This window comes from Avibacterium sp. 21-594, assembly GCF_026226815.1.
Lineage (GTDB): Bacteria > Pseudomonadota > Gammaproteobacteria > Enterobacterales > Pasteurellaceae > Avibacterium > Avibacterium avium.
In genome coordinates this window covers 328,873-350,075 of sequence record NZ_JAKKOC010000001.1, presented here as the reverse complement: position 1 = coordinate 350,075, position 21,203 = coordinate 328,873, and the positions used below count along the sequence as shown (strand labels likewise).

Genomic DNA, 21,203 nt, shown 5'->3' with positions numbered 1-21,203 from the left:
TAAAAACTTGCCAAATGAATAAATTATAAGCATTTCTAAATGCTGCTTGTTAATCTTATAAAAATAGGCTATTTTAAGCCAATTTTTCGTAATGTATAGAGATAAAATGCAAATTCACGCTATTAAACAGCCATTAATTGAGTTAAAAAATATTAATGTGCAATTTGACCAACGAAATGTCTTACAAAACATTAACTTATCTCTTTATTCTGATTCCGTTCTCACCATTGTTGGCCCGAATGGTGGTGGCAAATCTACATTACTCAAAGTCTTGCTCAAATTGATTAAGCCAAGTTCGGGTGAAGTGATTTATCACAATAATGTGCGTATTGGCTATGTGCCACAGAAAATTCACCTTGATCATAGCTTGCCCTTAACGGTAGAAAAATTTCTTGCACTAAAAAAAGGCGTGAGCAAATCTGAGATTGAAGCGGCGTTAGATCTCCTTTCCATTTCTCATTTAAAGCAAAATGCAATGCAAAAGCTATCGGGCGGTGAAATGCAACGGGTGTTGCTCGCTAGAGCCATTTTGAATAAACCAAATTTGCTCGTGTTAGATGAACCCACACAAGGGGTGGATATTACTGGGCAGGCAGAGCTTTATCAGCTCATTCATCAAACACGAAAACAACTGAATTGTGCGATTTTGATGGTATCGCACGATCTGCACATTGTGATGGCGGACACCAACGAAGTGCTGTGTATTAATCAACATATTTGCTGTGCCGGCACGCCTGAAATTGTGTCGCACGATCCGACATTTATGCATTATTTTGGTAATCAATTTTCACAAAATATTGCGCTTTATACACATAACCATAATCATAAGCATAATATGCACGGTGATGTATGTTGCGGTAAAAATTTTCAATCACAACAATGTGAACATAAGTAACTAAGGAACAAAAATGTTTGAGATTTTACTTCCCGCTTGGCTCTCAGGTTTTTTGCTCTCTTTTATCACCGCACCTCTAGGTGCATTTGTGGTGTGGCGAAGAATGGCGTATTTTGGCGATACCCTTTCTCATTCCGCTTTGCTAGGGGTGGCAATCGGAATATTTTTACAAGTGGATCCTTACCTAACCATTTTAATTCTCACGCTCTTGCTCGCCTTAGGAATGGTCTGGCTAGAAAGCAACACGCAATTTTCCGTGGACACCTTGCTCGGCATTATTGCCCACAGTTGCCTTTCTTTAGGTGTAGTCACCGTGGGGCTGCTGCAAAATGTGCGGGTGGATTTAATGAATTATTTATTTGGCGATCTACTGGCGATTAGCTATGAGGATCTTTACCTTATCGCCATTGGCGTTCTCGTGGTGGTGGGCTGTTTGTGGTATTACTGGAAACCGCTACTTTCCACCACAGTTAGCCCAGAGCTTGCGCAAGTGGAAGGTATTGACATTCGCAAAATGCGTTTTGTGTTAATGATTTTAACCGCCTTAACCATTGCCTTAAGTATGAAGTTTGTCGGCGCGCTAATCATCACGTCTTTGCTGATTATTCCTGCTGCCACCGCACGGCGTTTTGCCCGCACTCCAGAAGCAATGGTGGCTATCGGTGTGCTTATCAGTATTCTCGCCGTTTCTTTCGGCTTAATGCTCTCCGCTTTCTACAACACCGCCGCCGGCCCTTCTGTGGTGATTAGCGCAACTTTCTTATTCTTACTATCCTTATTTAAGAAACAAGCTAATTAAAGCTAATATTTTGTAAAATGGCGTTCCTATTATGGAACGCCGTTTTTTATGCCTTATAACAACCCTTTCTTACGCAAATCCCGACTAATACGAATAGCGGTTTCTGTTTCGCAGCCAGCGTATTCACCAATTTCACGGTGTGTCCAGCGGTATTCTGGGAAGTTTTCTTTTAAGAAATAAATGCTATCAATCACCCGATCAAGGCTTTTTAAATAAGCGCTTTTGGCAAGGCGATCTTCCGCATCTCGTAATTCATTAGATAAAATTTGGAATAATAACCGAATGGTTTCAGGGTTATCTAAAAAGAATAAATCAACATCTTGTGGAGTGATCTTGATTATTTCAGCTTCCATCAACACTTTCGCAGTGCAGTGATATTTTTTATCGCCAAAAAGCGTGCGAAAACCAAAATAATCCTCTGCTTTATAAATTCTGACCAAGCTTTCTTTACCATTTTCAAGGGTATGATACAACCCAATTAGCCCATTTTTGACAAAATAAAAAGACTGTGCGGTATCCCCTTGGCGATAGATTTGTGTGCCTTTCTCAAGGGCAACTAAATGATTATATTGACAATTTTTTAAATTCATCTGTTCAAGCATTTTCATATCCTATGAGATTTATCCTTGTATTACGCGCAATATTAGCATATAGCAGGCAATAAAAAGTAAGATCATACCGAGCAATTTGCGCGCCGTGTCTTCTTTGATAATGCCACGAATTTTCATACTGGCAAAACTCATAAAAAAAGAACTTAGCACTACAATCAACACAATAGAGAAGCTCACATAGCCAACTTGCAAGGAATGGGGAATCATCACTTCGGGCGTTTTGGCTAAATAGCCATACAGGTTGCCAATGCCCCCAATCACCATCATATAGTTGGTGTAAACCGCCACACTTTTAATGTTGACACTCGGCAACTGGCTAATTAATGGTGACATAATCGAACCCCCGCCGATTCCCGTAATTCCTGCAATTCCTCCACCAAAAAAGCAGAAAAGGCTACCACGCAAACGATCATTTTTCTGTGTTTGTTGCTTTTTCTCATTGCGCTGATGTAAAAACGTTTTCAATGCCAGCACCGTTAGCGTAATCACAAACACCCCAATAATCACGTTGTCGGAAACTTCAAAACTGAGATGAAAGCCAAGCTGCACGCCAAGGATCATACTTAACGACCAAAGCAGCAATTTTTTCTTATCGATCTGAATGTTAAGCCTATGAAAGTAAAACAAATTGATCAACGCTGATCCCATCACAATAGTCAGTGATGTGGCGGAAATCATTTGGATTGGCATATGGGGAAAAAGCGTATGCAAAATCGGCACCATCAACACCCCGCCACCAATACCAAAAATGGCTGACATCAGGTTAGTCAATATACCGCATAAAATAAGAATAATGATCAAAGAAAATGTCATAGGCGATCCTTATGATTTTTTCTTTATTATGAATAATCAAACCAAGAATCTTTATGATCGGTATCATAAAAACAAACATCAAAACATTGTTTCAATATTTTTGTGATCTTGATCTTATTTTTGAAATGTTATACTTTTTCCCGTTGAAATATTTGCCTATCATAATAGCGAATGATCAGTTCTAGTTACTTTTGTGTTGTATTTAACCAGCTTGAACATCGCAATGGCCCAGATTAATCGTATTTAATTTGGGGTGTCTTTTCACAATGAATAATGAGGATTATTGTTATATGAAAAAATCACTTTCTCTTCTTGCGCTTTCACTTCTCGCAGCAACAAGCACAGCAAGTGCGGTAGAAATTTATAAAAAAGATGGCACGAGCGTGCAGATAAACGGGCAATTCAGACCAATGCTTGCGCACACCGAAGGACAACGCTCAGACTTGCGTGATCGTGGTTCGCGTGTGGAATTTATCTTTGCACAAGAAATGGCAGAAGATTTGCGATTAATCGGTAAAACCAGAATTGTTTTTAATGGGAAAGATGCTAGCGGTAGCAATCATTCAGGCTTTGGCGATCCGCGTACAGCACAACTTTATCTTGGCGTAGAACACAAATCCGTAGGACGTTTATATTTAGGCCGCCTACCAACCAATGGTGATGCCATTATGTTGGGCGATTGGCAGTTAGGGGGAAGTGGGCGTAATCCACTTACCGCAGAAGCCCATAAAGGCGTACATTTACGTTCAGTGGAATTTGCAGGTTTCCAATTTGGTGCAGATTATTTATTTGGTTCCGCTGAAAAAGGCGTTGATAACTCACCTAAGCACTTAAAAAATGGTTATGGGGTTGCGCTATATTATACGAATAAATTAAATGATGACTGGCGTGTCCGTTTTAGAGCAGGTTATACCCGCGATAACTACGATAGCCACCAATTCTCAGCACCAGATAGCACTGGAGCAAATAAATCTTGGATTGAAAAAGATGTAAACCGCTCTGCGTGGCGTGTGGCCGGTGAAGTGAAATACCGTAATTTAGAAGTTGCTTATAACTATGGTGAATTAAAAGATCTACAACGTGCAAACTATCTTGATACCAATGCAGTAAAAGAAAAAAGACATTTCCTCGCGGCGAAATATTTCATTACGCCAAAATTTGCAGGTTATAGCCAATTCCGTTATGAAAAACGTGGTGAAAATGTAAATCACGGTTACACCTTAGGGCTTGATTATCGTCCAATCAAAAACTTGATCACCTTTATCGAATTTGGGCGAGATCGCAATATCAGCAACGTAAATGTACATAATAAATATGTAAACCAATACTACACGGGTTTCCGTTTCTTATTCTAAGGGAGAACCTATGAAAGCGAGCTTATTTCCAAAGCTGAGCCTATTAACTGCCTGCGTTATTGCAGGCAGTGTTAATGCGGCGAATTATGCGTGGGATTTTTTTGAAAATGCACAGCCACCAGCTTATTTAACGGTAACCAATGGGCAAGTTGCGCCGAGTACGTTGCATTACAAGGACGGTAAGCAGGCGTTGCATTGGCAGTTTGACCCAAAAGGGCGGTTGGTTTTTGCGCAAAATTTAGATTTTTCACAAAATGACGATATTTTACCGCAGACCTTTATGCTATGGCTTTATAACGATAAAGCCTTAAAGCAGCCTTTGCAATTTGCCTTTGAACAAAATGGTCAGGTGAAAAAATCCTTTAAAATTAATTTAGATTTTGTCGGCTGGCGTGGTATTGCCGTGCCGTTTCGTGATATGCAAGGCGAAATGGTAGCAAGTCTCGATAAATTGGTGATCCAAGCCCCTGATGAAGCGGGATCGCTTTATTTAGATCAGCTTTTATTCAACGTACCAGTGGATAATCGTTACCCAATTCCAGATTACCAAGCGGATTTTGTGAACCCTGCGGCAAGCACGGCGGTGAATAAAAACTGGAATGGCTTGCTGATGTATGATCAAATGTTAAGCAAAAATTACCCGCACTTTGATTTTAATGCGAGTTTTCATTCTGATCCGCAAAGTGAAAGCATTTACCAACGCTTTGAACAAGTGCTAGATGTGTTTGCAAATAAACTAAGCGCGGTGGATTTTTCACAAATTTTGCAGAAATATCAAGCGTTTAATATTAGTGAAAAAGATGGCGTAATTCAAGGTGCGATGCTGGATTTCCCTGCAAGACAAAAATTTATGAAGAACGCACAGGTGTTTAGCAAACAAGATCAAGAGTTTCTACTGCGTTCTGTGTCAATGCGCGAGCTAGGCAAAGTGATGTTAGAAAGTGCAAAAGCCTTGCGTACAGGCAAACTGACAGACGAACAACGCCAACAGCTGGAAACACAATTCTTACTCGCCACCCGTTATTTATTTGATCAAGGTTTTGTACGTGGTAGCAGTATCCAAATCGTTACCCATATGGGCTATCAAAATCGTGAGATTTTTGATGCGTGGTTCTTAATGCGTGATTTACTCGAAAAGCAAGGATTGCTTGAGCAAGCACAAGGCGCTATGGCGTGGTTTAGTGGGGCTGGGCGAATTTTTGAGCCAGATAATCGCATTGTAGAAGCCAATGTGGATATTTTGAATACCCAATTACAATGGATGCTAAAAAGTATCTTATTACTGCCGAATGAAACCCAGCGCGCAGACTTGCTTAAACAGTTCTCTCATTGGTTAAGCACCACCGTGTTGCAATCTCAAGGTGTAGCGGGCGGCTTTAAACCAGACGGTTCAATTTTCCACCATTCGCAACATTATACCGCTTACGGCAAAGATGCTTTTGCAGGGCTTGCACCAGTGGTTTACGCCATTAGCGTATCGCCTTATGCACTCAGCCACGCTGCCAAAGCACGGCTTGATGACGTGCTATATAAAATGTGGGTGTACAGCAAAGATGGCAACATTCCAATTGTGCTTAGCGGACGCCACCCAACGGGGAAATTCACCATTGCAGCCTCCCCATTTAAGTGGTTTGCTTTAGCTGGCGATGAACAGAGTAGTGAAAAGAGCGGTGAAAAAAATTCGCAAAAAATCAACCGCACTTTTGCAGGCATTTATGCGGCATTAGCACATCAAGCGGAATTTAAAGGCGTGCCAGCAGCGGCAGAACCGACTGGGGCGTGGACGATGAATTATGCTTCAATGGTGGTGCAACGCCGTCATCAAGCTGATCCAAAACTTTCTTGGCTTGCTATTGTGCGCGGCTTTAGCCGTTATTTAGTCGGCAATGAATCCTACGAAAAAAACAATCTGTACGGACGTTATATGTCCTACGGCGCGTTAGAAATCATTCCTGAACATTTCGATGATCGTGGCTATCGCTATGACGGTTGGGACTGGAATCGTTTCCCAGGCACCACAACCATTCATCTGCCATACCCTGAGCTAAGAGCCAAATTATTACAGCTCCCAGCCGCAGGATTGGAAGAAATGCTGCTTTCTACCGAAACCTACGCAGGTGGAACGGATCTGCATAATAATAGTATGTATGCAATGAAATTGCGCGGCCATAGCAAATATCAGCAAGAATCCTTGTTCGCGAAAAAATCCTACTTCCTTTTTGATAATCAAATTATCGCCTTAGGATCGGATATTCGTAATGATGACAAACAGCACGCAACGGAAACCACCTTGTTCCAGCATAATGTCGCGGATCTCAAGCCAATGTTTATCAATGGAAAAGCGCTGGCAACCTTAGGGACAGTGGAAGAATTATCCAGCCCTGTTACCTTGGCAGATCCAACGGGCAACCGCTATTATGTGAGCGCTGGTCAAAAATTGACGGTGCGTTATCAAGAGCAAGAATCTGTTGATGATCGCAACGATAAACCAACCCAAGGCAAATTCGCTAGTGCAGTGTTAGATCACGGCACAGCACCAGAAAATGGGCAATATGAATATGCTGTACTCATTGCGCCAAACGATGATGAAGGAGTGGACTACCAAAAATTATCCCACAGCAGCAAATTGCACGCAGTACGCGATAAGCGTAGTGGTCAAGAAGGTTACGCCTATTTTGAAGCGGAGCAAAAAGACGTGGGCGGCGTATTGCTTGGAGCAAGCCAACCACTAATGGCAATGGCTCAACAAGGCAACGAAGCAGGCAAGGATTATCTTGATCTATCTATTGTGAACCCTGATTTTGCTTTCTATCAAGGTACGGAAGAAGATCAAGTGAAAGACGGCAAACAAATGGAAGTGAGCATTTATTCCCGCACTTGGCGTAAAACCCCTTCCCAGCCACAGCATTCTAGCGTAACGGCAAAAGGCAAATGGCAACTCGCCCAAGCCAGCCAATGCGCCAAAGCCGAAGTGAAAGGGGAAAACACCTTAATTTCCACCCAAACCACAGACGCAACCCCTTGTAAAGTGAGATTAGTCGCTGTGAAATAACGGCTAAAAATCCACGAAAAAAATACCGCACTTTTAGATAGAACATTTAAAGTGCGGTATTTTTGTGTGATTTTTTTGTAATTAATTTTCTATCACTGGGCGTTTTTCTCCCGCTTGTTCCATTAGTTCACATAACCGCTCTCGTAAGTCTGCTTTAATTTCCGTATAAGCAGGATCAGCGACAACATTGGTGAGTTCAAATGGATCTTTATCCAAATCATAAAGAAAATCATCGCGATAGTAATCACTACCAGCTTGCTCGCCACCTTGTACATTAGGGGCATAGACGCTGTAAAGATATTTATCGGTGCGAATACAACGTCCGATGCGGCTTTCACTAATTTGAGCGAAAATTTCATTTGGACGCTGTGGATCAGTATGTTCTACAACATCGTGTAAGTTCTCGCCGATCATTTTATCGCCGACATTAATTCCAGCCATTGCAAGGAAGGTTTTTGGTAGGCTTGCGGTGCTGACCAAATCTTTTATGCGTAAACCACCACGATAACCAGGGCCAGCAATGATGAGCGGAACGTGTAATGCAGAAGAATGACAAGTTCGTTTGTAATCATCATAACCGTTAAGATGTTCATCTTTATTACGCGTCATAAAATGCGAGCCGTGATCAGAGGCATAAATAATGATGGTGTTATCGAACAGATTTTTTTCTTTCAGTTTGTCAATGACTCGTCCTAAATTATCATCAAGGCTACGGCAGCAACCTAAATAATCAGGATACATTTCATCTGCATTGCCTTTTAGCACTTTGAGATCGTGTGGCAGCTGATATTGGCTAAAACGCGTTTTCGATCCTTCAGGGCCTTCATAGGTTTGGCGATCGTTTTGATGATGCGGTTCAATATGGGAAATCGTCATAAAGAAAGGTTTATCGCCATTATATTGATCTAAATATTCCAAGGCAAAATCGGTAATGCAATCAACACGATAGCCTTTGAATTCACATTTATTCATATTTTCGTCAAAAACAAAGCCATCATAGCCGTGAGAAGTAAATTCTAACACGTCCGCAGCACGCCAAAAGCCTTTGTAGCCACCACGGCGTTCAGGAGGAATGGCGGTGATGGTGTAATCTACCGTTGGAGCTTGCTCCAATTCGCCATCGCTCGCTAAATGCCATTTGCCGATATAGGCGGTGTCGTAGCCGTTTTCAGTAAAGTAATCGGCTAAGGTTTTGGTATTTTTCGGTAGTGCAATATTATTGCGGAAACAACCTGTTTGGGTTGGATAAAGCCCTGTTTGGAAAATTGCACGGCACGGGCCGCAAACAGGTTGTGGGGAATAAGTTTCTTCAAACAGCACCCCTTGTTTAGCGAGTTCATCAAGGTGTGGGGTTACATCAAGCGGCTGACCATAAGCACCGATGGTGTCCCAACGTTGTTGATCGGAAAAGAAAAAGAGAATATTTGGACGGGTCATTTTACAAGCTCCTTGACCACTTTATAAGTGCGGTCGGTTTGTTTAGATTTTTTATAGTTAGTGTAAATAATCATTGCTAATGCCAAAATGAGCAGAATAAGGAAAGCAAGGGCATAAGGTCGAGTAACGAAAATATCCCAGTTACCGTCTGAAATCATCAGTGAACGGCGGAAATTCTTTTCTGTTAATGCTCCAAGCACTAAGCCGAGTAATACTGGAATGGCGGAAAATCCAAGTTTATTAATCACATAAGATATGACGCCGAAAGCAATAATCGTTCCTACATCAAACATTGAATTTTTGATGGAATAAGCGCCAGCAAAGCAGAAAACCGCAATAATTGGCACAAGGATTACACTTGGAATTTTCACTACTTTGGCAAAAACACGAGTGAGATATTTGCCTTGAATAAGCATAAATAAATTCACAAAAATGAGTCCAATCATAATGGCATAGACTGTGCTGCCGTGATTTTGGAATAAATTAGGCCCAGGTGTTAAGCCATTAATCATTAAAGCACCAAGCATAATTGCCACGGCACCATCACCGGGGATACCTAGGGTTAAAAGTGGGATCAAGGTTGCCCCTGTTACCGCATTATTGGCTGATTCTGCTGCAGCAATCCCTTCAATAGAACCTTTACCAAATAATTGGGGTTTTTTAGAGATTTTCTTTGCCACATCATAACTTAAGAAGGACGCCATTGATGCTCCTGTCCCCGGGATAATCCCAATAATTGAGCCGATAATGGAAGAAAGTGTGAGTGGCTTACTAATGCTTTTCCATTCTTCACGGCTCATTTTTTCATTTTCAAAGGTGATTTTTTGCTCGGAATTTGACCGCACTTTTTCTTTTAAGAATAAAGCGCTTTTATTGATGATTTCCACCAAAGCAAACAAGCCAATAAGAACAATGACTAAATCGAAACCGCCATAAAGATACACATTATCAAAGGTGAAACGCATTGTGCCACCGCTGATTTGATCTTGTCCTACCGTTGCGATGAATAATCCTAAACAACCAGAAATAATGCCTTTAAGCAAGCTATCACCACTGACTCCCGCAATAATTGTTAAGCCAAAGGCACAAATAAGGAAATATTCAGGCGATCCCATTTTCATTGCCACCTTGGCAACTTCTGGCGCAAGGAAAAGTAGCACTAAGGCGCTAAATGTTCCCCCAATGAAAGAGGCATAAAGGGCAATATTCAAGGCTTTTTGTGAATGTCCTTGCACAGAAAGCGGATTACCATCCATCATTGTTGCCGTTGCGTGAGGCGTTCCGGGAGTACGGATTAAAATGGCTGAAATTGATCCACCGTAGCTACCTGCACAATAAATGCCGAGCAGAAACATAAAAGAATCGATTGCGCCTAAGTTATAAGTGAGAGGTAGAAGTAGCACAAGACAAAGCATTACGGTTAGCCCCGGCACAGCACCAAAAATAATCCCAAGGAATAGCCCGAGATTCATATAAAAGAAGCTACTCCAAGAAAAGAAAGCTTCAAAGCCATTTACAAAATGTTCTAACATCATTGACTCCTTAAGGCAGGGAAACCCCTAAAACATATTCAAAAACCAAGCTAATCGCTAAAATTGTTAGCACGACAATGAGATAATAAAGCCATTTTCGACAATGACTTAAATAAAGAAAAAGTAACGCAAAAATCAGTGAGGCGGCCAAAAAAGGTAATACATAGAGCAGTCCCCAATATAAAATCAGCAAGCCAATGATTAACAGTGAACGGCTTTCTTCTTGCAGATCTAAGGTCATCACTTTGACAGGTTTTTGGCACACCATTCGCCATATTTCACGGCCTAATAAAATCAGACTAGCAATCCACATTAGACCAACAATCATTTTAGGGAAGGTTTGTGAATTAATCGCTTCTGCATTTTTACTTAATTCAATTTGAGAAGGGATAAGCCACCATAAGACGGTGGAAACACCCAAAAATAACACCGCACCAACAAATTCTTTATAAATTTTAATTTTCATTGCTTATCCCTTATTTATGTTTATTTCACCAACTCAGCATATTTTTTCGCTTTCGCCATGGTGGAATCAATATAGCTTTTCACCCATTGACTATCTTGAATATCAATGTTTACGCCAATATTTTTTGCCACTTGCTGGAATTTTGGCTCTTGCATAATATTTTTTAGTGCATTGTAGGCTTTTTCTACATTGGCAGGATCGGTGCCGGCACGCATAAATACTGCACAGATATTGGTCATCCAAGTATCGTGGCCAAATTGAGTAACTGCTGGCAAGTCATATACATCATCTTTTAACGGTTTGTTATCAAATGCCACAACAGGAATGATATTGCCCGCTTTAGCAAATTCTTTTGCAAGAGAGGCGTGGGTAACCGCAAAATCAATTTCGCCAGAAACAACGGCAGCAAGCGCTTGGTTTGCGCCTTCATAAGGGATAATTTTGAATTTACCACCCATTTCATCAATTAACGCCGCAGATTGTAATGCTTCAGAAGAATTTATTCCGTTCGCACCAATCTTGATTTCTTTACCGTCTTTGATGGCTTGGGCTAAATCTTGATAGCTTTTCACGCCAGTTTTTGGGTTAGTCAATAAAATGAAAGTGGAAGAATACACATTAATAACAGGGACAAAGTCATCGAATTTGTAAGCCACTTTCATTGTGAGTGGCGCAATAGCAAAGCTACCTTCACCACCAAAAATCATTTTCGTTGAGTTTGGTTTTTCTTTGAGATATTCCGTAAGTGCTACCGCACCGCCAGAACCTAAAATATTGTCTGCCAGTAACGGCTGACCAAATTGTTCTTTACCAAATTCAGACATCGCACGATTGACTTGATCAGCCAAACCGCCCACCGCCCAAGGGGTGATAATCGTCACAGGGCCAGATGGCCATTCTTGCTGTGTTTTTTTATCTTCTTTGCAGCCCGTTAATAAAGAAAGACCAAGCACACTGGCTAAACTTACGGCTAATAATTTTTTCAATGATTTCATTATTTCCTCCTAGGAATGAATAAGAGACATTAATCCCTGTTGTTAGACAGAGTTAGCTTAATTAAAGAAAGCGGGCTGATGTTATGATGATTGTCATAAACACAGAATGATCGAGATCACAAAATGGGAAAATTTTGTTAAATGACTGTGAAAATTGAGGGAAGAATACTTAGAGAAAATGGAGGGAATGATTTTTGTATTTGATTTGAAATTGCTAAATTTCTCTTGACCCCTCTTTGAAAAAAGAGGGCTAAGGGGAGATTTATAGATCAGAAAAATCAAATCGTCACCAACACAATCTGTTCAGGATCAATATAGCAAAACAGCTTGTCGCCTTGTTGAAAATTTGCGTTATCGTCAAGGCTGGCGGTGCATTGTAAGTTTTCGCCTAAGGTGAGTGTGGCTTCTTGGGCGTTGGTTTGTTGGTTGATGTGGGATAAAAGTGCGGGGAAAATATTGCACGTTTTTTGCGGTTTTTCGGTGAATAATTTTACCCACGGCGCTTTGATCATCAGCATCACTTCTTTGCCAAAAACAAGCTGTAAACGCACCGCACTTTGTGGTGTGATAAAGGCGGTAATGGATTGATCTAAATGGGGAATTTTAATTTCCACGGCACAATGATTGCCTGTCTGAGTGAGGCTTTTCACCGTGCCAAAAAATTGATTTCTGGCGCTACTTTGTAAGGAAAAACGCGCAGTGGCGGAAAGCAGGCTGTCAAGGGAAACCTGTTCGTCTTGCAAGATGGAAAAGGCTTTTTGTTGCGTTTGTTCTAAGAGATCATAAAGTTTTAGCAGGCGTTTGGCGTAGGTTGTGAGTGTTGTGCCACCGCCATTTTTTCCGCCAGTATTGCGTTCTAGCAAGGGCATTGGGCTAAGGCCATTCATCGCTTCAAGGTGATCCCACGCACTTTTATAGCTCACTTTGGCATTTTTCGCCGCTTGGCTGATTGAGCCTGATTTGGCAATTTCACGCAACAGACGAATCCGTTTCGGATCAACAAAAAGTTGTTGTTGCAGTTTTATGGTGAGTAACACTTCGCTATCTAACATTGGGTTTCCTACGTCATTATCTTTAAAGTGCGGTGGAATTTTTTGTCATTTTACGCAAAGTTCAGTTTTTAATGTAGCTTTTATTTTATTAATCGTTATATAATTTATTTTATAATGGTAAGCCCAAAGGGAGAAAATCTATGTTAAGAATAAAAAATCGACTGGTTTCTGCGCTAGCGATTTGCGCGTTGATGTCATTTTCTGCACACGCGAAATTAACCGTCTTTGCTGCCGCCTCAATGACCAATGTGTTAGAGCAAGTGAAAGCGAGCTATCTCAAGCTTCACCCTAAAGAAGATATTGATTTTTCTTTTGCCTCTTCTTCCGTATTAGCACGTCAAATCTCGCAAGGTGCGCCGGCTGATATTTTTATTTCTGCCAATCAAAAATGGATGGATTTTTTAGCTGAACAGAATGCAATTGAACCCAAAACGCGGGTGAATTTAGTGCAAAATACCTTGGTGATGATTGCGCCGAAAAACAGCAAGATTGAAAGCGTGAAGCTAGAAAATCCGCAATGGCAAGCGAATTTAAAAGAGAGTTATCTCGCCGTGGGCGATCCTGCGCACGTTCCCGCAGGGAAATATGCGCAACAAGCCTTAACCAGCCTAAATCAATGGCAGGCTGTGCAAGAAAAACTCGCGCGGGCAAATAATGTGCGTGCGGCATTGGCCTTGGTAGAACAGGGCGAAGCGCCCTTAGGCATTGTGTATGGCACTGATGCGGCGGCAAGCCAAAAAGTAAAAGTGGTGGTAATTTTTCCTGCAAATTCTCACGCCCCGATTGAATATCCTGCGGCGATTGTAACAGGGCATCATAATCAAGAAAGTCAAACTTTTTTAGATTATTTAACATCTGACGAAGCGAAGCAAATCTTCATTCAAGCTGGCTTTGCGGTGAAATAAAAGGATTTAATGCAAATGGATTGGCAAATGTGTTTTCATTTTTCCCCTGCTGAGTTGAATGCCATTGCCTTGAGCGTGAAAGTGGCGTTGGTGTCCGTGTTGGCAGGATTACCTTGCGCGATCTTGGTGGCTTGGCTGTTGGCGCGGAAAGATTTCTGGGGAAAATCGTTGCTCAACGGCATTATCCATTTGCCTTTGGTGTTGCCGCCTGTGGTGGTGGGGTATTTATTGTTAATTGCAATGGGGCGAAATGGCATTATCGGGCGCTATTTATTGCAATGGTTCGATTTTAGCTTTGGTTTTAGTTGGTATGGTGCGGCGTTGGCCTCTGCCATTGTGTCTTTCCCTTTAGTGGTGAGATCGATCCGCTTGGCGATCGAAAATGTGGATTTCAAGCTTGAGCAAGCAGCGCGCACCTTGGGAGCGTCTGCCTTGAAAACCTTTTTTACCATCACCTTACCTCTTGCGTTGCCCGGCGTGTTGGCAGGTGTTATTCTGGGGTTTGCGCGTTCGCTAGGGGAATTTGGCGCGACCATCACCTTTGTTTCCAATATCCCAAAAGTTACGCAAACCATTCCCCTTGCAATGTTTTCCTTTATTGAAACCCCAGGGGCAGAAAGTGCAGCAGCGCGTTTATGTCTGATAGCCATTGCTATCGCCTTGATTTCCTTACTCATTTCTGAATGGTTAGCAAAATACACACAAAAACGCTTAGGACAATCCAATGTTAGAAATTAATGTACGCAAACAATTAGGCAAAATGGCGTTTGCGGTGGATTTGCAGCTGCCCACGCAAGGCGTAACGGCATTATTCGGCTTGTCTGGTTCGGGCAAAACCACGCTGATTAATTTAGTCAGCGGTTTGCTACAACCCGATCAGGGCTATATTCGCTTGAACGGGCGAGCGTTAGTTGATACGCAAAAGCAGATTAATCTTGCGCCTAATCATCGCAATGTGGGCTATGTTTTTCAAGAGGGCAGATTATTCCCCCATTATTCGGTGAAAGGCAATTTGTGTTATGGAATGAAGCAGAAAAATAGCGCAGAATTTGCACGCATTGTGCAGCTTTTGGGGATTGAACATTTGCTTAAACGCTATCCAATTACCTTATCAGGCGGGGAAAAACAGCGTGTTGCCATTGGACGAGCGTTACTCAGCCAGCCTGAAATTTTGCTGATGGACGAACCGCTCTCCGCTCTTGATCTGCCGCGCAAATTAGAATTATTGGATTATTTGGATAAGCTCGCGCAAGAAATTGCTATTCCCATTTTATATGTTACCCACAGCCTTGAAGAATTAGCACGCTTAGCGCAACAAGTGGTGTTGTTGGATCAAGGCAAAGTGATCGCCTATGATCAGTGGCAAAATATGCAAGATAGCCCATTGTTCGCCCTTTGGCGCGAAAGAGAGAAGTAAAGCGAAAAACAAAAGTGCGGTAAAAAATTTCAACATTTTTCACCGCACTTATTTTCTTTTTCTTTGCTATTTTTCTTTCCTATGATTTTTTCTTCGCTAACATCGTGACAAATTTCATTTTGATGCGATTGCCGTTTTCATCGGTTTTGTGCAGTTCGCCCATTTCTTCTTGGTATTTAATCAATTCCCAATCTTGATAATAATTTTTCAGCTCGCCCTCTTTAAAAGTGAAAGAAAACGGCATTGGACAAGGCACATCATCGGTACTCATTGCCGCTACAATCAAGTTATAACCGCCTGCGTTTGTGTGATTTTGCATATTCTCAATAATGGCAGGAATGGCGTTGCGGTCAAGGAACATAAACACCACAGTGGAAAGAATAAAATCGTAATTTTCCTGAATATTGGCATCATTGATGTTGTAAAGTGCGGTCTGAATATTGAGATTTTCTTTTTCTGCCGTGCTGGTGAGGAAAGCAAGGCTGTTTTCGTTGTGATCCCAAGCGGTAACATCATAGCCGAGTAGGCTTAAAAAGAGCGAGTTGCGTCCTTGTCCACAGCCAAGATCCAACACTTTACAAGGAGGAATAATTTCCACCGCACTTTTCACTTCAGAATGGGTTGGCGTCATATTGTATTTTTTGCTGAAGTAATCTTCTTTTTTGCAATAAAATTCTAAATAACATTCCAGATCATCAGACGCGGCTTCCACGCGGTGCCAAAGTTGGGGTTCAACAAAAGGCGTGTCATCTTGCGCGGTGAAAATATGTTCACTCACCACTTCGCCATCTTCTGTTAAAACATAAAACTTCAATTTGCCTTGTAACACGGTGATTTTGCCCCAAGTGCCAACTTTGGTGTTATGTTTTTCTTGGAACATTTTCGGCAGGCTGTCTTTATTCCACACGGGCATTTTTTTGTAGCAAATTAATTCATTTTTCATTGTATTTCTCCAAATATGAAAATAGTTGAGTGATATAGTAGGAAATTAATCCTCCTAAGGCAATAAGGCAAGGCAAAAAGTCGCAAAATACCTGCGTAAGATCATTTTTTGCCCTATAAAGATCGTAAAAAAAGGGAAATTTTGCTACAATCCAAGCCTTTATAAGAAGAATTTTTACGCTGTTTTAGCGCTTAAAATGGAAAATACCATTTAAAAGGGGATTAGGAGGATTTATGCGTTGTCCTTTTTGTTCAACAGAAGAAACCAAAGTGATCGATAGCCGTTTGGTGTCCGATGGCTTTCAGGTTCGCCGCCGCCGTGAATGTGGCCATTGCCACGAGCGTTTTACCACCTTTGAAATTACCGAATTAGTGATCCCAAAAATTATTAAAAGTGATCAATCCCGTGAACCCTTTGATGAAGAAAAACTGCGCCGTGGTATTCAGCACGCCTTAGAAAAACGCCCAGTGAGTTCTGATGATGTGGAAAAATCCATTAACCGCATTATTCATCAACTGCGTGCGACTGGGGAACGTGAAGTGCCAAGCCATTTTGTCGGTCAGCTGGCGATGAATGAGCTAAAAAAATTAGACAAGGTGGCCTATATCCGTTTTGCTTCCGTTTATTTAAGTTTTGACGACATCAACCAATTTACCAAAGAAATTGAGAGCCTGAAGGATTAATATGCAACAAAATGCACAACAATTTACCCAGCAAGATCAGCAGTTTATGCAAATGGCGTTGGATCTTGCTAGCCAAGGGCGTTTTACCACCACGCCAAATCCTTCCGTAGGCTGCGTTTTGGTAAAAGACGGCAAGGTGATCGGCAAAGGTTTTCATCTAAAAGCAGGACAGCCCCACGCAGAAGTAATGGCATTACGCGAAGCCGGGGAAAATGCGCGTGGCGCAACGGCTTACGTTACCCTTGAGCCTTGTTCCCATTTTGGCCGCACGCCACCTTGTGCCAAAGGGTTAATTGAAGCAGGCGTGGCGAAAGTGATTGCCGCAATGACCGATCCCAATCCGCAAGTAGCAGGGCGTGGATTAAAAATGCTCGAACAAGCTGGCGTGCAAACTGCGGTGGGATTATTGGCCGAAAAAGCAGAGTTGCTCAATCAAGGTTTTCTAAAAAGAATGCGTAGCAATCGCCCATTTGTGCAACTGAAAATGGCGATGAGCATTGATGGACGTACCGCAATGGCAAGTGGCGAAAGTAAATGGATTACGGGAGAGCAGGCTCGCCAAGATGTGCAACAATACCGTGCGGCCGCTAGCGCAATTCTTTCTACCAGCCAAACGGTGTTAATGGATAATCCTATGTTAAATGTACGTTGGGAGCAACTTCCGTTGAGTGTTCAGCAACAATATCCTGATACTGAACTGCGTCAGCCTGTGCGGATCATTTTAGATAGCCAACACCGCGTAACGCCAGAATGTCAATTATTTCAACAACCTACACCAGTTTGGTTGGTGAGTTCTGGTGCAAGAGATATGCAAGGCTTCCCTGATTTTTGCCAAGCAATACAGATTGAAAAAAGTGCGGATTTTTTCACCGCACTTTTAACCGAACTGGCAGAACGCCAAATCAACAGTTTATGGATTGAAGCGGGCGCGCAATTAGCTGGTGCGTTAATCGAAGCAAAATTGGTTGATGAATTAATCGTTTATATTGCGCCGAAATTATTAGGCGATGCAGGCAAAGGGTTGTGCCATTTGCCGCATTTACATAAATTGGCTGATGCCCCTTTATGGCAGCTACAATCTGCAACGCCAGTGGGGGAGGATTTAAAGCTCATTTATCAGCCGAAAAACTAACCCAAGTTCAAATTTAACAAAAGTAAAGCAACAACTAGAAAAAACAAAAAATACAAAGAGAATCAGAATGTTAAGAAAGATTATCCAATCGATCATCATTGGTTTACTTGCCGCAGGGGCAATTTTGTTGATTAGCCCTTCCCTAAAGCAAGGTCAGCCTTTGTTTCAAAAAGAAATCTTTTCTTTTAAAGATGCGGTTCGGCTTGCTTCGCCTGCGGTGGTGAATGTGTATAGTCAATCTTTCACTTCAGTGAGTGGGCAACCGCAGATCACTAATCTTGGCTCGGGCGTGATAATGGCGAAAGAGGGGTATATTCTCACTAATAAACACGTTATTCAAAATGCCGATCAAATCGTGGTGGCAATGCAAAATGGACGAATTTTTGAAGCGAGTTTAATTGGCTCTGATAATCTCACTGATTTAGCCGTGCTAAAAATCCGTGCAGATAACCTGCCGACCATTCCTAACACCAAGCGTAAATTACACGTTGGTGATGTGGTGCTTGCCATTGGTAATCCTTATAACTTGGGACAAAGTGTTTCGCAAGGCATTATCAGTGCCTTAGGGCGCAATGCTGTGGGTGATTACATTGGGCGACAAAATTTTATCCAAACTGATGCGTCCATTAATCGCGGAAATTCAGGCGGTGCGCTGATAAATTCCCTTGGCGAATTAGTGGGAATTAGCACCCTGAGTATTGGTAAAAATGCCAATGAAATTGCCGAAGGGCTGAATTTCGCCATTCCCATTGATCTTGCCAATGACGTAATGAAAAAAATTATCCGTGATGGACGTGTGATCCGTGGTTTCCTAGGTATTCAAACGGACGTATTGTTTAGCGATGGGCAAACGAGCAGCAAAGGCATTGAAATCACCAGCGTGAGAGAAAACAGCCCAGCAGCTAAAGCTGGCTTGCAAGCAGGTGATATTATGTTGCAATTTGGCGATGTTAAAGCAGAATCGCCCGCGCAAATGATGAATGTGATTAGCAACACCAGACCAAACACCACGGTGAATATGGTGATTTCCCGTCTTGGTAAAGTGATGACTTTACCTGTAACTATTGAAGAATATATGGCGAATTAGCCAATTTTGAACATAGCATTATCAGTATTAAAGACAGATTAAGGACATAATGTGGCGTTAATTAGTTTAACTAACGGTTATCTTTCTTTTAGTGATCACCCCTTGTTAGATCACACGGATTTATACATTGAAGCCGGCGAGCGCGTTTGCTTGGTGGGGCGTAATGGAGTAGGCAAATCTACCTTAATGAAAATTTTGGCAGGCGAAATGGTAATGGACGATGGCCGCCTGCAATTTGAGCGTGATCTGGTGATCTCGCGCCTTGAACAAGATCCCCCACGCAATGCACAAGGCAATGTGTTTGACTATGTGGCGGAAGGCATTGCCCATTTGGCCGATTTATTGAAAGAATATCACCGCACTTCGGATTTGCTTGAGCAAGAATATAGCGAAAGCACGCTAAATCGCTTGGCGGAAATTCAAGCCCAACTTGAACACGCTGATGGTTGGCGGTTTGAAAATAAAATCCGAGAAACCCTAATGAAATTAGGGCTTGAGCCAAATATGCGGTTGGCGGATTTATCAGGCGGCTGGTTGCGTAAGGCGGCACTGGCGCGCGCTTTAGTGTGCGATCCTGACGTATTGTTGCTTGATGAACCCACTAACCACCTTGATGTTGATGCCATTGAATGGCTAGAAAATTTCTTACTGAGTTTTGCGGGTTCGATCATCTTTATTTCTCACGACCGTGCTTTTATCAGCAAAATGGCCACCCGTATCGTTGATCTCGATCGGGGAAAATTGGTGTCTTACCCCGGTGATTATGCGAAATATCTCATTGAAAAAGAAGAAAATCTGCGTGTGGAAGCCCTACAAAACGAGCTGTTCGATAAAAAATTAGCGCAAGAAGAAGTGTGGATTCGCCAAGGGATTAAAGCGCGGAGAACCCGTAATGAAGGGCGAGTGCGTGCCTTGAAAGCCTTGCGTGAAGAACGCCGTCAGCGTAGAGATGTGCAGGGTAGCGCCAAGTTGCAAGTGGATAATTCTACCCGTTCAGGCAAAATCGTCTTTGAAGTGGAAGATGTAAGCTATGAAATTGCAGGGAAAAAACTGATTTCACATTTTTCAACCACCATTTTGCGTGGCGATAAAATTGCCTTAGTGGGAGCAAATGGGATCGGCAAAACCACCTTGATTAAATTGCTTTTAGGCGAAATTCAGCCAACTTCAGGGCGCATTAAATGCGGTACAAAATTAGAAATTGCTTATTTCGATCAATATCGTGCCGATCTCGATCCTGAAAAAAGCGTGATGGATAACGTGGCGGACGGCAAGCAGGATATTGAAGTTAATGGCGTGAAACGCCACGTTTTAGGCTATTTGCAAGATTTCTTATTTCCACCTAAGCGCGCAATGGTGCCAGTCAAAGCCCTTTCTGGCGGTGAGCGTAACCGCTTATTATTAGCAAAATTATTGCTTAAACCCAATAATTTATTGATTTTGGACGAACCGACCAATGATCTTGATGTGGAAACTTTAGAGTTGTTAGAAGAGTTACTCGCGGAATATCAAGGCACATTGCTGATTGTGAGCCACGATCGTCAATTTATTGATAACACGGCGACTGAATGTTACATCTTCGAAGGCAATGGCGTGATCAATAAATATGTGGGCGGTTTCCACGATGCGAAACAGCAACAAGCCAATGTGTTTGCTTTGAAAGAAGCGGAACAGGCCAAAGAGAAAAAAGCGAAAGAAAAACAAGCGGAAAGTGCGGTGGAAATGAACAAAGTTTCTCACAAACCCGTGAAAAATCGCCCGGTGAAACTTTCTTACAATGAGCAACGAGAGCTAGAGCAACTGCCACAAAAATTGGAAGATTTGGAAGAAAAAATCACCGCACTTCAAGCGGAAGTGTCTGATCCGAATTTCTTTCAGCAAGATCATCAATATACGGCGGACAAACTACAACAGCTTGCCGATGCGGAACAAGCGTTAGAACAAGCTTTTGCCCGTTGGGAAGAATTGGAAGAAAAACGCGCTGGACAGTAATATCAAAATCCGATTAAAAAACACCGCACTTTAAAAA

General features: G+C 42.1%; 18 protein-coding genes and 1 pseudogene. 11 read left to right on the top strand and 8 right to left on the bottom strand.

Annotated elements, in window-relative coordinates:
• The first annotated feature begins 106 nt into the window (after nt 1-106).
• Nucleotides 107-895 carry a zinc ABC transporter ATP-binding protein ZnuC gene (gene znuC / locus L5B76_RS01615; protein WP_265753976.1) on the top strand — a complete coding sequence of 263 codons (789 nt, stop codon included), beginning with the start codon at nt 107-109 and terminating at the stop codon, nt 893-895.
• A gap of 13 nt (nt 896-908) precedes the next feature.
• On the top strand, nt 909-1,694 hold the full coding sequence (znuB, locus tag L5B76_RS01610) for a zinc ABC transporter permease subunit ZnuB (protein WP_265753975.1): 786 nt from the start codon (nt 909-911) through the stop codon (nt 1,692-1,694).
• Between the two features lie 53 nt (nt 1,695-1,747).
• Here the strand turns inward: znuB and L5B76_RS01605 are convergent, their stop codons facing one another.
• Together L5B76_RS01605 and L5B76_RS01600 are read right to left on the bottom strand one after the other, a co-directional pair.
• Entirely contained in the window at nt 1,748-2,302 is a 555-nt protein-coding gene (locus L5B76_RS01605; protein WP_103852681.1) for a Crp/Fnr family transcriptional regulator, read from the bottom strand.
• Between the two features lie 12 nt (nt 2,303-2,314).
• Nucleotides 2,315-3,118, bottom strand: a complete 804-nt coding sequence (locus L5B76_RS01600) for a sulfite exporter TauE/SafE family protein (RefSeq protein WP_265753974.1) — start codon at nt 3,116-3,118, stop codon at nt 2,315-2,317.
• Nucleotides 3,119-3,408: 290 nt separating this feature from the next.
• On the opposite strand from L5B76_RS01600, the gene L5B76_RS01595 reads away from it, so the two are divergent.
• Together L5B76_RS01595 and L5B76_RS01590 are read left to right on the top strand one after the other, a co-directional pair.
• Complete coding sequence (locus L5B76_RS01595; protein ID WP_265753973.1) at nt 3,409-4,473, top strand: porin; 1,065 nt, start codon at nt 3,409-3,411, stop codon at nt 4,471-4,473.
• A gap of 10 nt (nt 4,474-4,483) precedes the next feature.
• Nucleotides 4,484-7,525 carry a chondroitinase family polysaccharide lyase gene (locus tag L5B76_RS01590; protein WP_265753972.1) on the top strand — a complete coding sequence of 1,014 codons (3,042 nt, stop codon included), beginning with the start codon at nt 4,484-4,486 and terminating at the stop codon, nt 7,523-7,525.
• Nucleotides 7,526-7,606: 81 nt separating this feature from the next.
• On the opposite strand, the gene L5B76_RS01585 is transcribed toward L5B76_RS01590, so the two are convergent.
• The 5 genes from L5B76_RS01585 to L5B76_RS01565 all read right to left on the bottom strand — a co-directional run bounded on the left by L5B76_RS01585 (nt 7,607) and on the right by L5B76_RS01565 (nt 13,007).
• On the bottom strand, nt 7,607-8,962 hold the full coding sequence (locus tag L5B76_RS01585) for a sulfatase-like hydrolase/transferase (protein ID WP_265753971.1): 1,356 nt from the start codon (nt 8,960-8,962) through the stop codon (nt 7,607-7,609).
• On the bottom strand, nt 8,959-10,494 hold the full coding sequence (locus L5B76_RS01580; protein ID WP_416082711.1) for a tripartite tricarboxylate transporter permease: 1,536 nt from the start codon (nt 10,492-10,494) through the stop codon (nt 8,959-8,961). The genes L5B76_RS01585 and L5B76_RS01580 overlap by 4 nt, the downstream gene beginning before the upstream one ends.
• Nucleotides 10,495-10,504: 10 nt before the next feature.
• Entirely contained in the window at nt 10,505-10,960 is a 456-nt protein-coding gene (locus L5B76_RS01575; protein ID WP_265753969.1) for a tripartite tricarboxylate transporter TctB family protein, read from the bottom strand.
• A 20-nt stretch (nt 10,961-10,980) separates the two neighbouring features.
• On the bottom strand, nt 10,981-11,955 hold the full coding sequence (locus tag L5B76_RS01570; RefSeq protein ID WP_265753968.1) for a tripartite tricarboxylate transporter substrate binding protein: 975 nt from the start codon (nt 11,953-11,955) through the stop codon (nt 10,981-10,983).
• A 278-nt stretch (nt 11,956-12,233) separates the two neighbouring features.
• On the bottom strand, nt 12,234-13,007 hold the full coding sequence (locus tag L5B76_RS01565; RefSeq protein WP_265753967.1) for a TOBE domain-containing protein: 774 nt from the start codon (nt 13,005-13,007) through the stop codon (nt 12,234-12,236).
• A 140-nt stretch (nt 13,008-13,147) separates the two neighbouring features.
• On the opposite strand from L5B76_RS01565, the gene modA reads away from it, so the two are divergent.
• From modA to modC, 3 genes and pseudogenes are all read left to right on the top strand, one after another.
• A complete protein-coding gene (gene modA, locus L5B76_RS01560; RefSeq protein ID WP_265753966.1) occupies nt 13,148-13,912 on the top strand; it encodes a molybdate ABC transporter substrate-binding protein in 765 nt (254 codons plus the stop codon).
• 15 nt (nt 13,913-13,927) lie between these two features.
• Nucleotides 13,928-14,650 (top strand): molybdate ABC transporter permease subunit, encoded by a 723-nt coding sequence (gene modB, locus L5B76_RS01555; protein ID WP_265753965.1) that lies wholly within the window; start codon nt 13,928-13,930, stop codon nt 14,648-14,650.
• Nucleotides 14,637-15,314: pseudogene (gene modC / locus L5B76_RS01550) on the top strand (molybdenum ABC transporter ATP-binding protein); the annotation flags it as partial. The gene modB and the pseudogene modC, both read left to right, overlap by 14 nt.
• 94 nt (nt 15,315-15,408) lie before the next feature.
• On the opposite strand, the gene tehB reads toward modC, so the two are convergent.
• The gene (gene tehB / locus L5B76_RS01545) at nt 15,409-16,272 is read right to left on the bottom strand and encodes an SAM-dependent methyltransferase TehB (protein WP_265753964.1); all 864 of its coding nucleotides are present in this window, start codon (nt 16,270-16,272) and stop codon (nt 15,409-15,411) included.
• Between the two features lie 233 nt (nt 16,273-16,505).
• On the opposite strand from tehB, the gene nrdR reads away from it, so the two are divergent.
• The 4 genes from nrdR to L5B76_RS01525 all read left to right on the top strand — a co-directional run bounded on the left by nrdR (nt 16,506) and on the right by L5B76_RS01525 (nt 21,166).
• The gene (gene nrdR, locus L5B76_RS01540) at nt 16,506-16,955 is read left to right on the top strand and encodes a transcriptional regulator NrdR (RefSeq protein WP_103853080.1); all 450 of its coding nucleotides are present in this window, start codon (nt 16,506-16,508) and stop codon (nt 16,953-16,955) included.
• Between the two features lies 1 nt (nt 16,956).
• Nucleotides 16,957-18,087: a bifunctional diaminohydroxyphosphoribosylaminopyrimidine deaminase/5-amino-6-(5-phosphoribosylamino)uracil reductase RibD gene (gene ribD / locus L5B76_RS01535; protein ID WP_265753963.1), complete on the top strand. Its 1,131-nt coding sequence runs from the start codon at nt 16,957-16,959 to the stop codon at nt 18,085-18,087.
• 67 nt (nt 18,088-18,154) lie between these two features.
• Nucleotides 18,155-19,174: an outer membrane-stress sensor serine endopeptidase DegS gene (gene degS / locus L5B76_RS01530; RefSeq protein ID WP_265753962.1), complete on the top strand. Its 1,020-nt coding sequence runs from the start codon at nt 18,155-18,157 to the stop codon at nt 19,172-19,174.
• A 51-nt stretch (nt 19,175-19,225) separates the two neighbouring features.
• Nucleotides 19,226-21,166 (top strand): ABC transporter ATP-binding protein, encoded by a 1,941-nt coding sequence (locus L5B76_RS01525; RefSeq protein ID WP_265753961.1) that lies wholly within the window; start codon nt 19,226-19,228, stop codon nt 21,164-21,166.
• Nucleotides 21,167-21,203 lie beyond the last annotated feature (37 nt).

Bases quoted from the DNA above. Each gene is read 5' to 3' on its own strand.
- znuC (WP_265753976.1), top strand. From the start codon at position 107: ATGCAAATTCACGCTATTAAACAGCCATTAATTGAGTTAAAAAATATT.
- znuB (WP_265753975.1), top strand. From the start codon at position 909: ATGTTTGAGATTTTACTTCCCGCTTGGCTCTCAGGTTTTTTGCTCTCT.
- L5B76_RS01605 (WP_103852681.1), bottom strand. From the start codon at position 2,302: ATGAAAATGCTTGAACAGATGAATTTAAAAAATTGTCAATATAATCAT.
- L5B76_RS01600 (WP_265753974.1), bottom strand. From the start codon at position 3,118: ATGACATTTTCTTTGATCATTATTCTTATTTTATGCGGTATATTGACT.
- L5B76_RS01595 (WP_265753973.1), top strand. From the start codon at position 3,409: ATGAAAAAATCACTTTCTCTTCTTGCGCTTTCACTTCTCGCAGCAACA.
- L5B76_RS01590 (WP_265753972.1), top strand. From the start codon at position 4,484: ATGAAAGCGAGCTTATTTCCAAAGCTGAGCCTATTAACTGCCTGCGTT.
- L5B76_RS01585 (WP_265753971.1), bottom strand. From the start codon at position 8,962: ATGACCCGTCCAAATATTCTCTTTTTCTTTTCCGATCAACAACGTTGG.
- L5B76_RS01580 (WP_416082711.1), bottom strand. From the start codon at position 10,494: ATGTTAGAACATTTTGTAAATGGCTTTGAAGCTTTCTTTTCTTGGAGT.
- L5B76_RS01575 (WP_265753969.1), bottom strand. From the start codon at position 10,960: ATGAAAATTAAAATTTATAAAGAATTTGTTGGTGCGGTGTTATTTTTG.
- L5B76_RS01570 (WP_265753968.1), bottom strand. From the start codon at position 11,955: ATGAAATCATTGAAAAAATTATTAGCCGTAAGTTTAGCCAGTGTGCTT.
- L5B76_RS01565 (WP_265753967.1), bottom strand. From the start codon at position 13,007: ATGTTAGATAGCGAAGTGTTACTCACCATAAAACTGCAACAACAACTT.
- modA (WP_265753966.1), top strand. From the start codon at position 13,148: ATGTTAAGAATAAAAAATCGACTGGTTTCTGCGCTAGCGATTTGCGCG.
- modB (WP_265753965.1), top strand. From the start codon at position 13,928: ATGGATTGGCAAATGTGTTTTCATTTTTCCCCTGCTGAGTTGAATGCC.
- tehB (WP_265753964.1), bottom strand. From the start codon at position 16,272: ATGAAAAATGAATTAATTTGCTACAAAAAAATGCCCGTGTGGAATAAA.
- nrdR (WP_103853080.1), top strand. From the start codon at position 16,506: ATGCGTTGTCCTTTTTGTTCAACAGAAGAAACCAAAGTGATCGATAGC.
- ribD (WP_265753963.1), top strand. From the start codon at position 16,957: ATGCAACAAAATGCACAACAATTTACCCAGCAAGATCAGCAGTTTATG.
- degS (WP_265753962.1), top strand. From the start codon at position 18,155: ATGTTAAGAAAGATTATCCAATCGATCATCATTGGTTTACTTGCCGCA.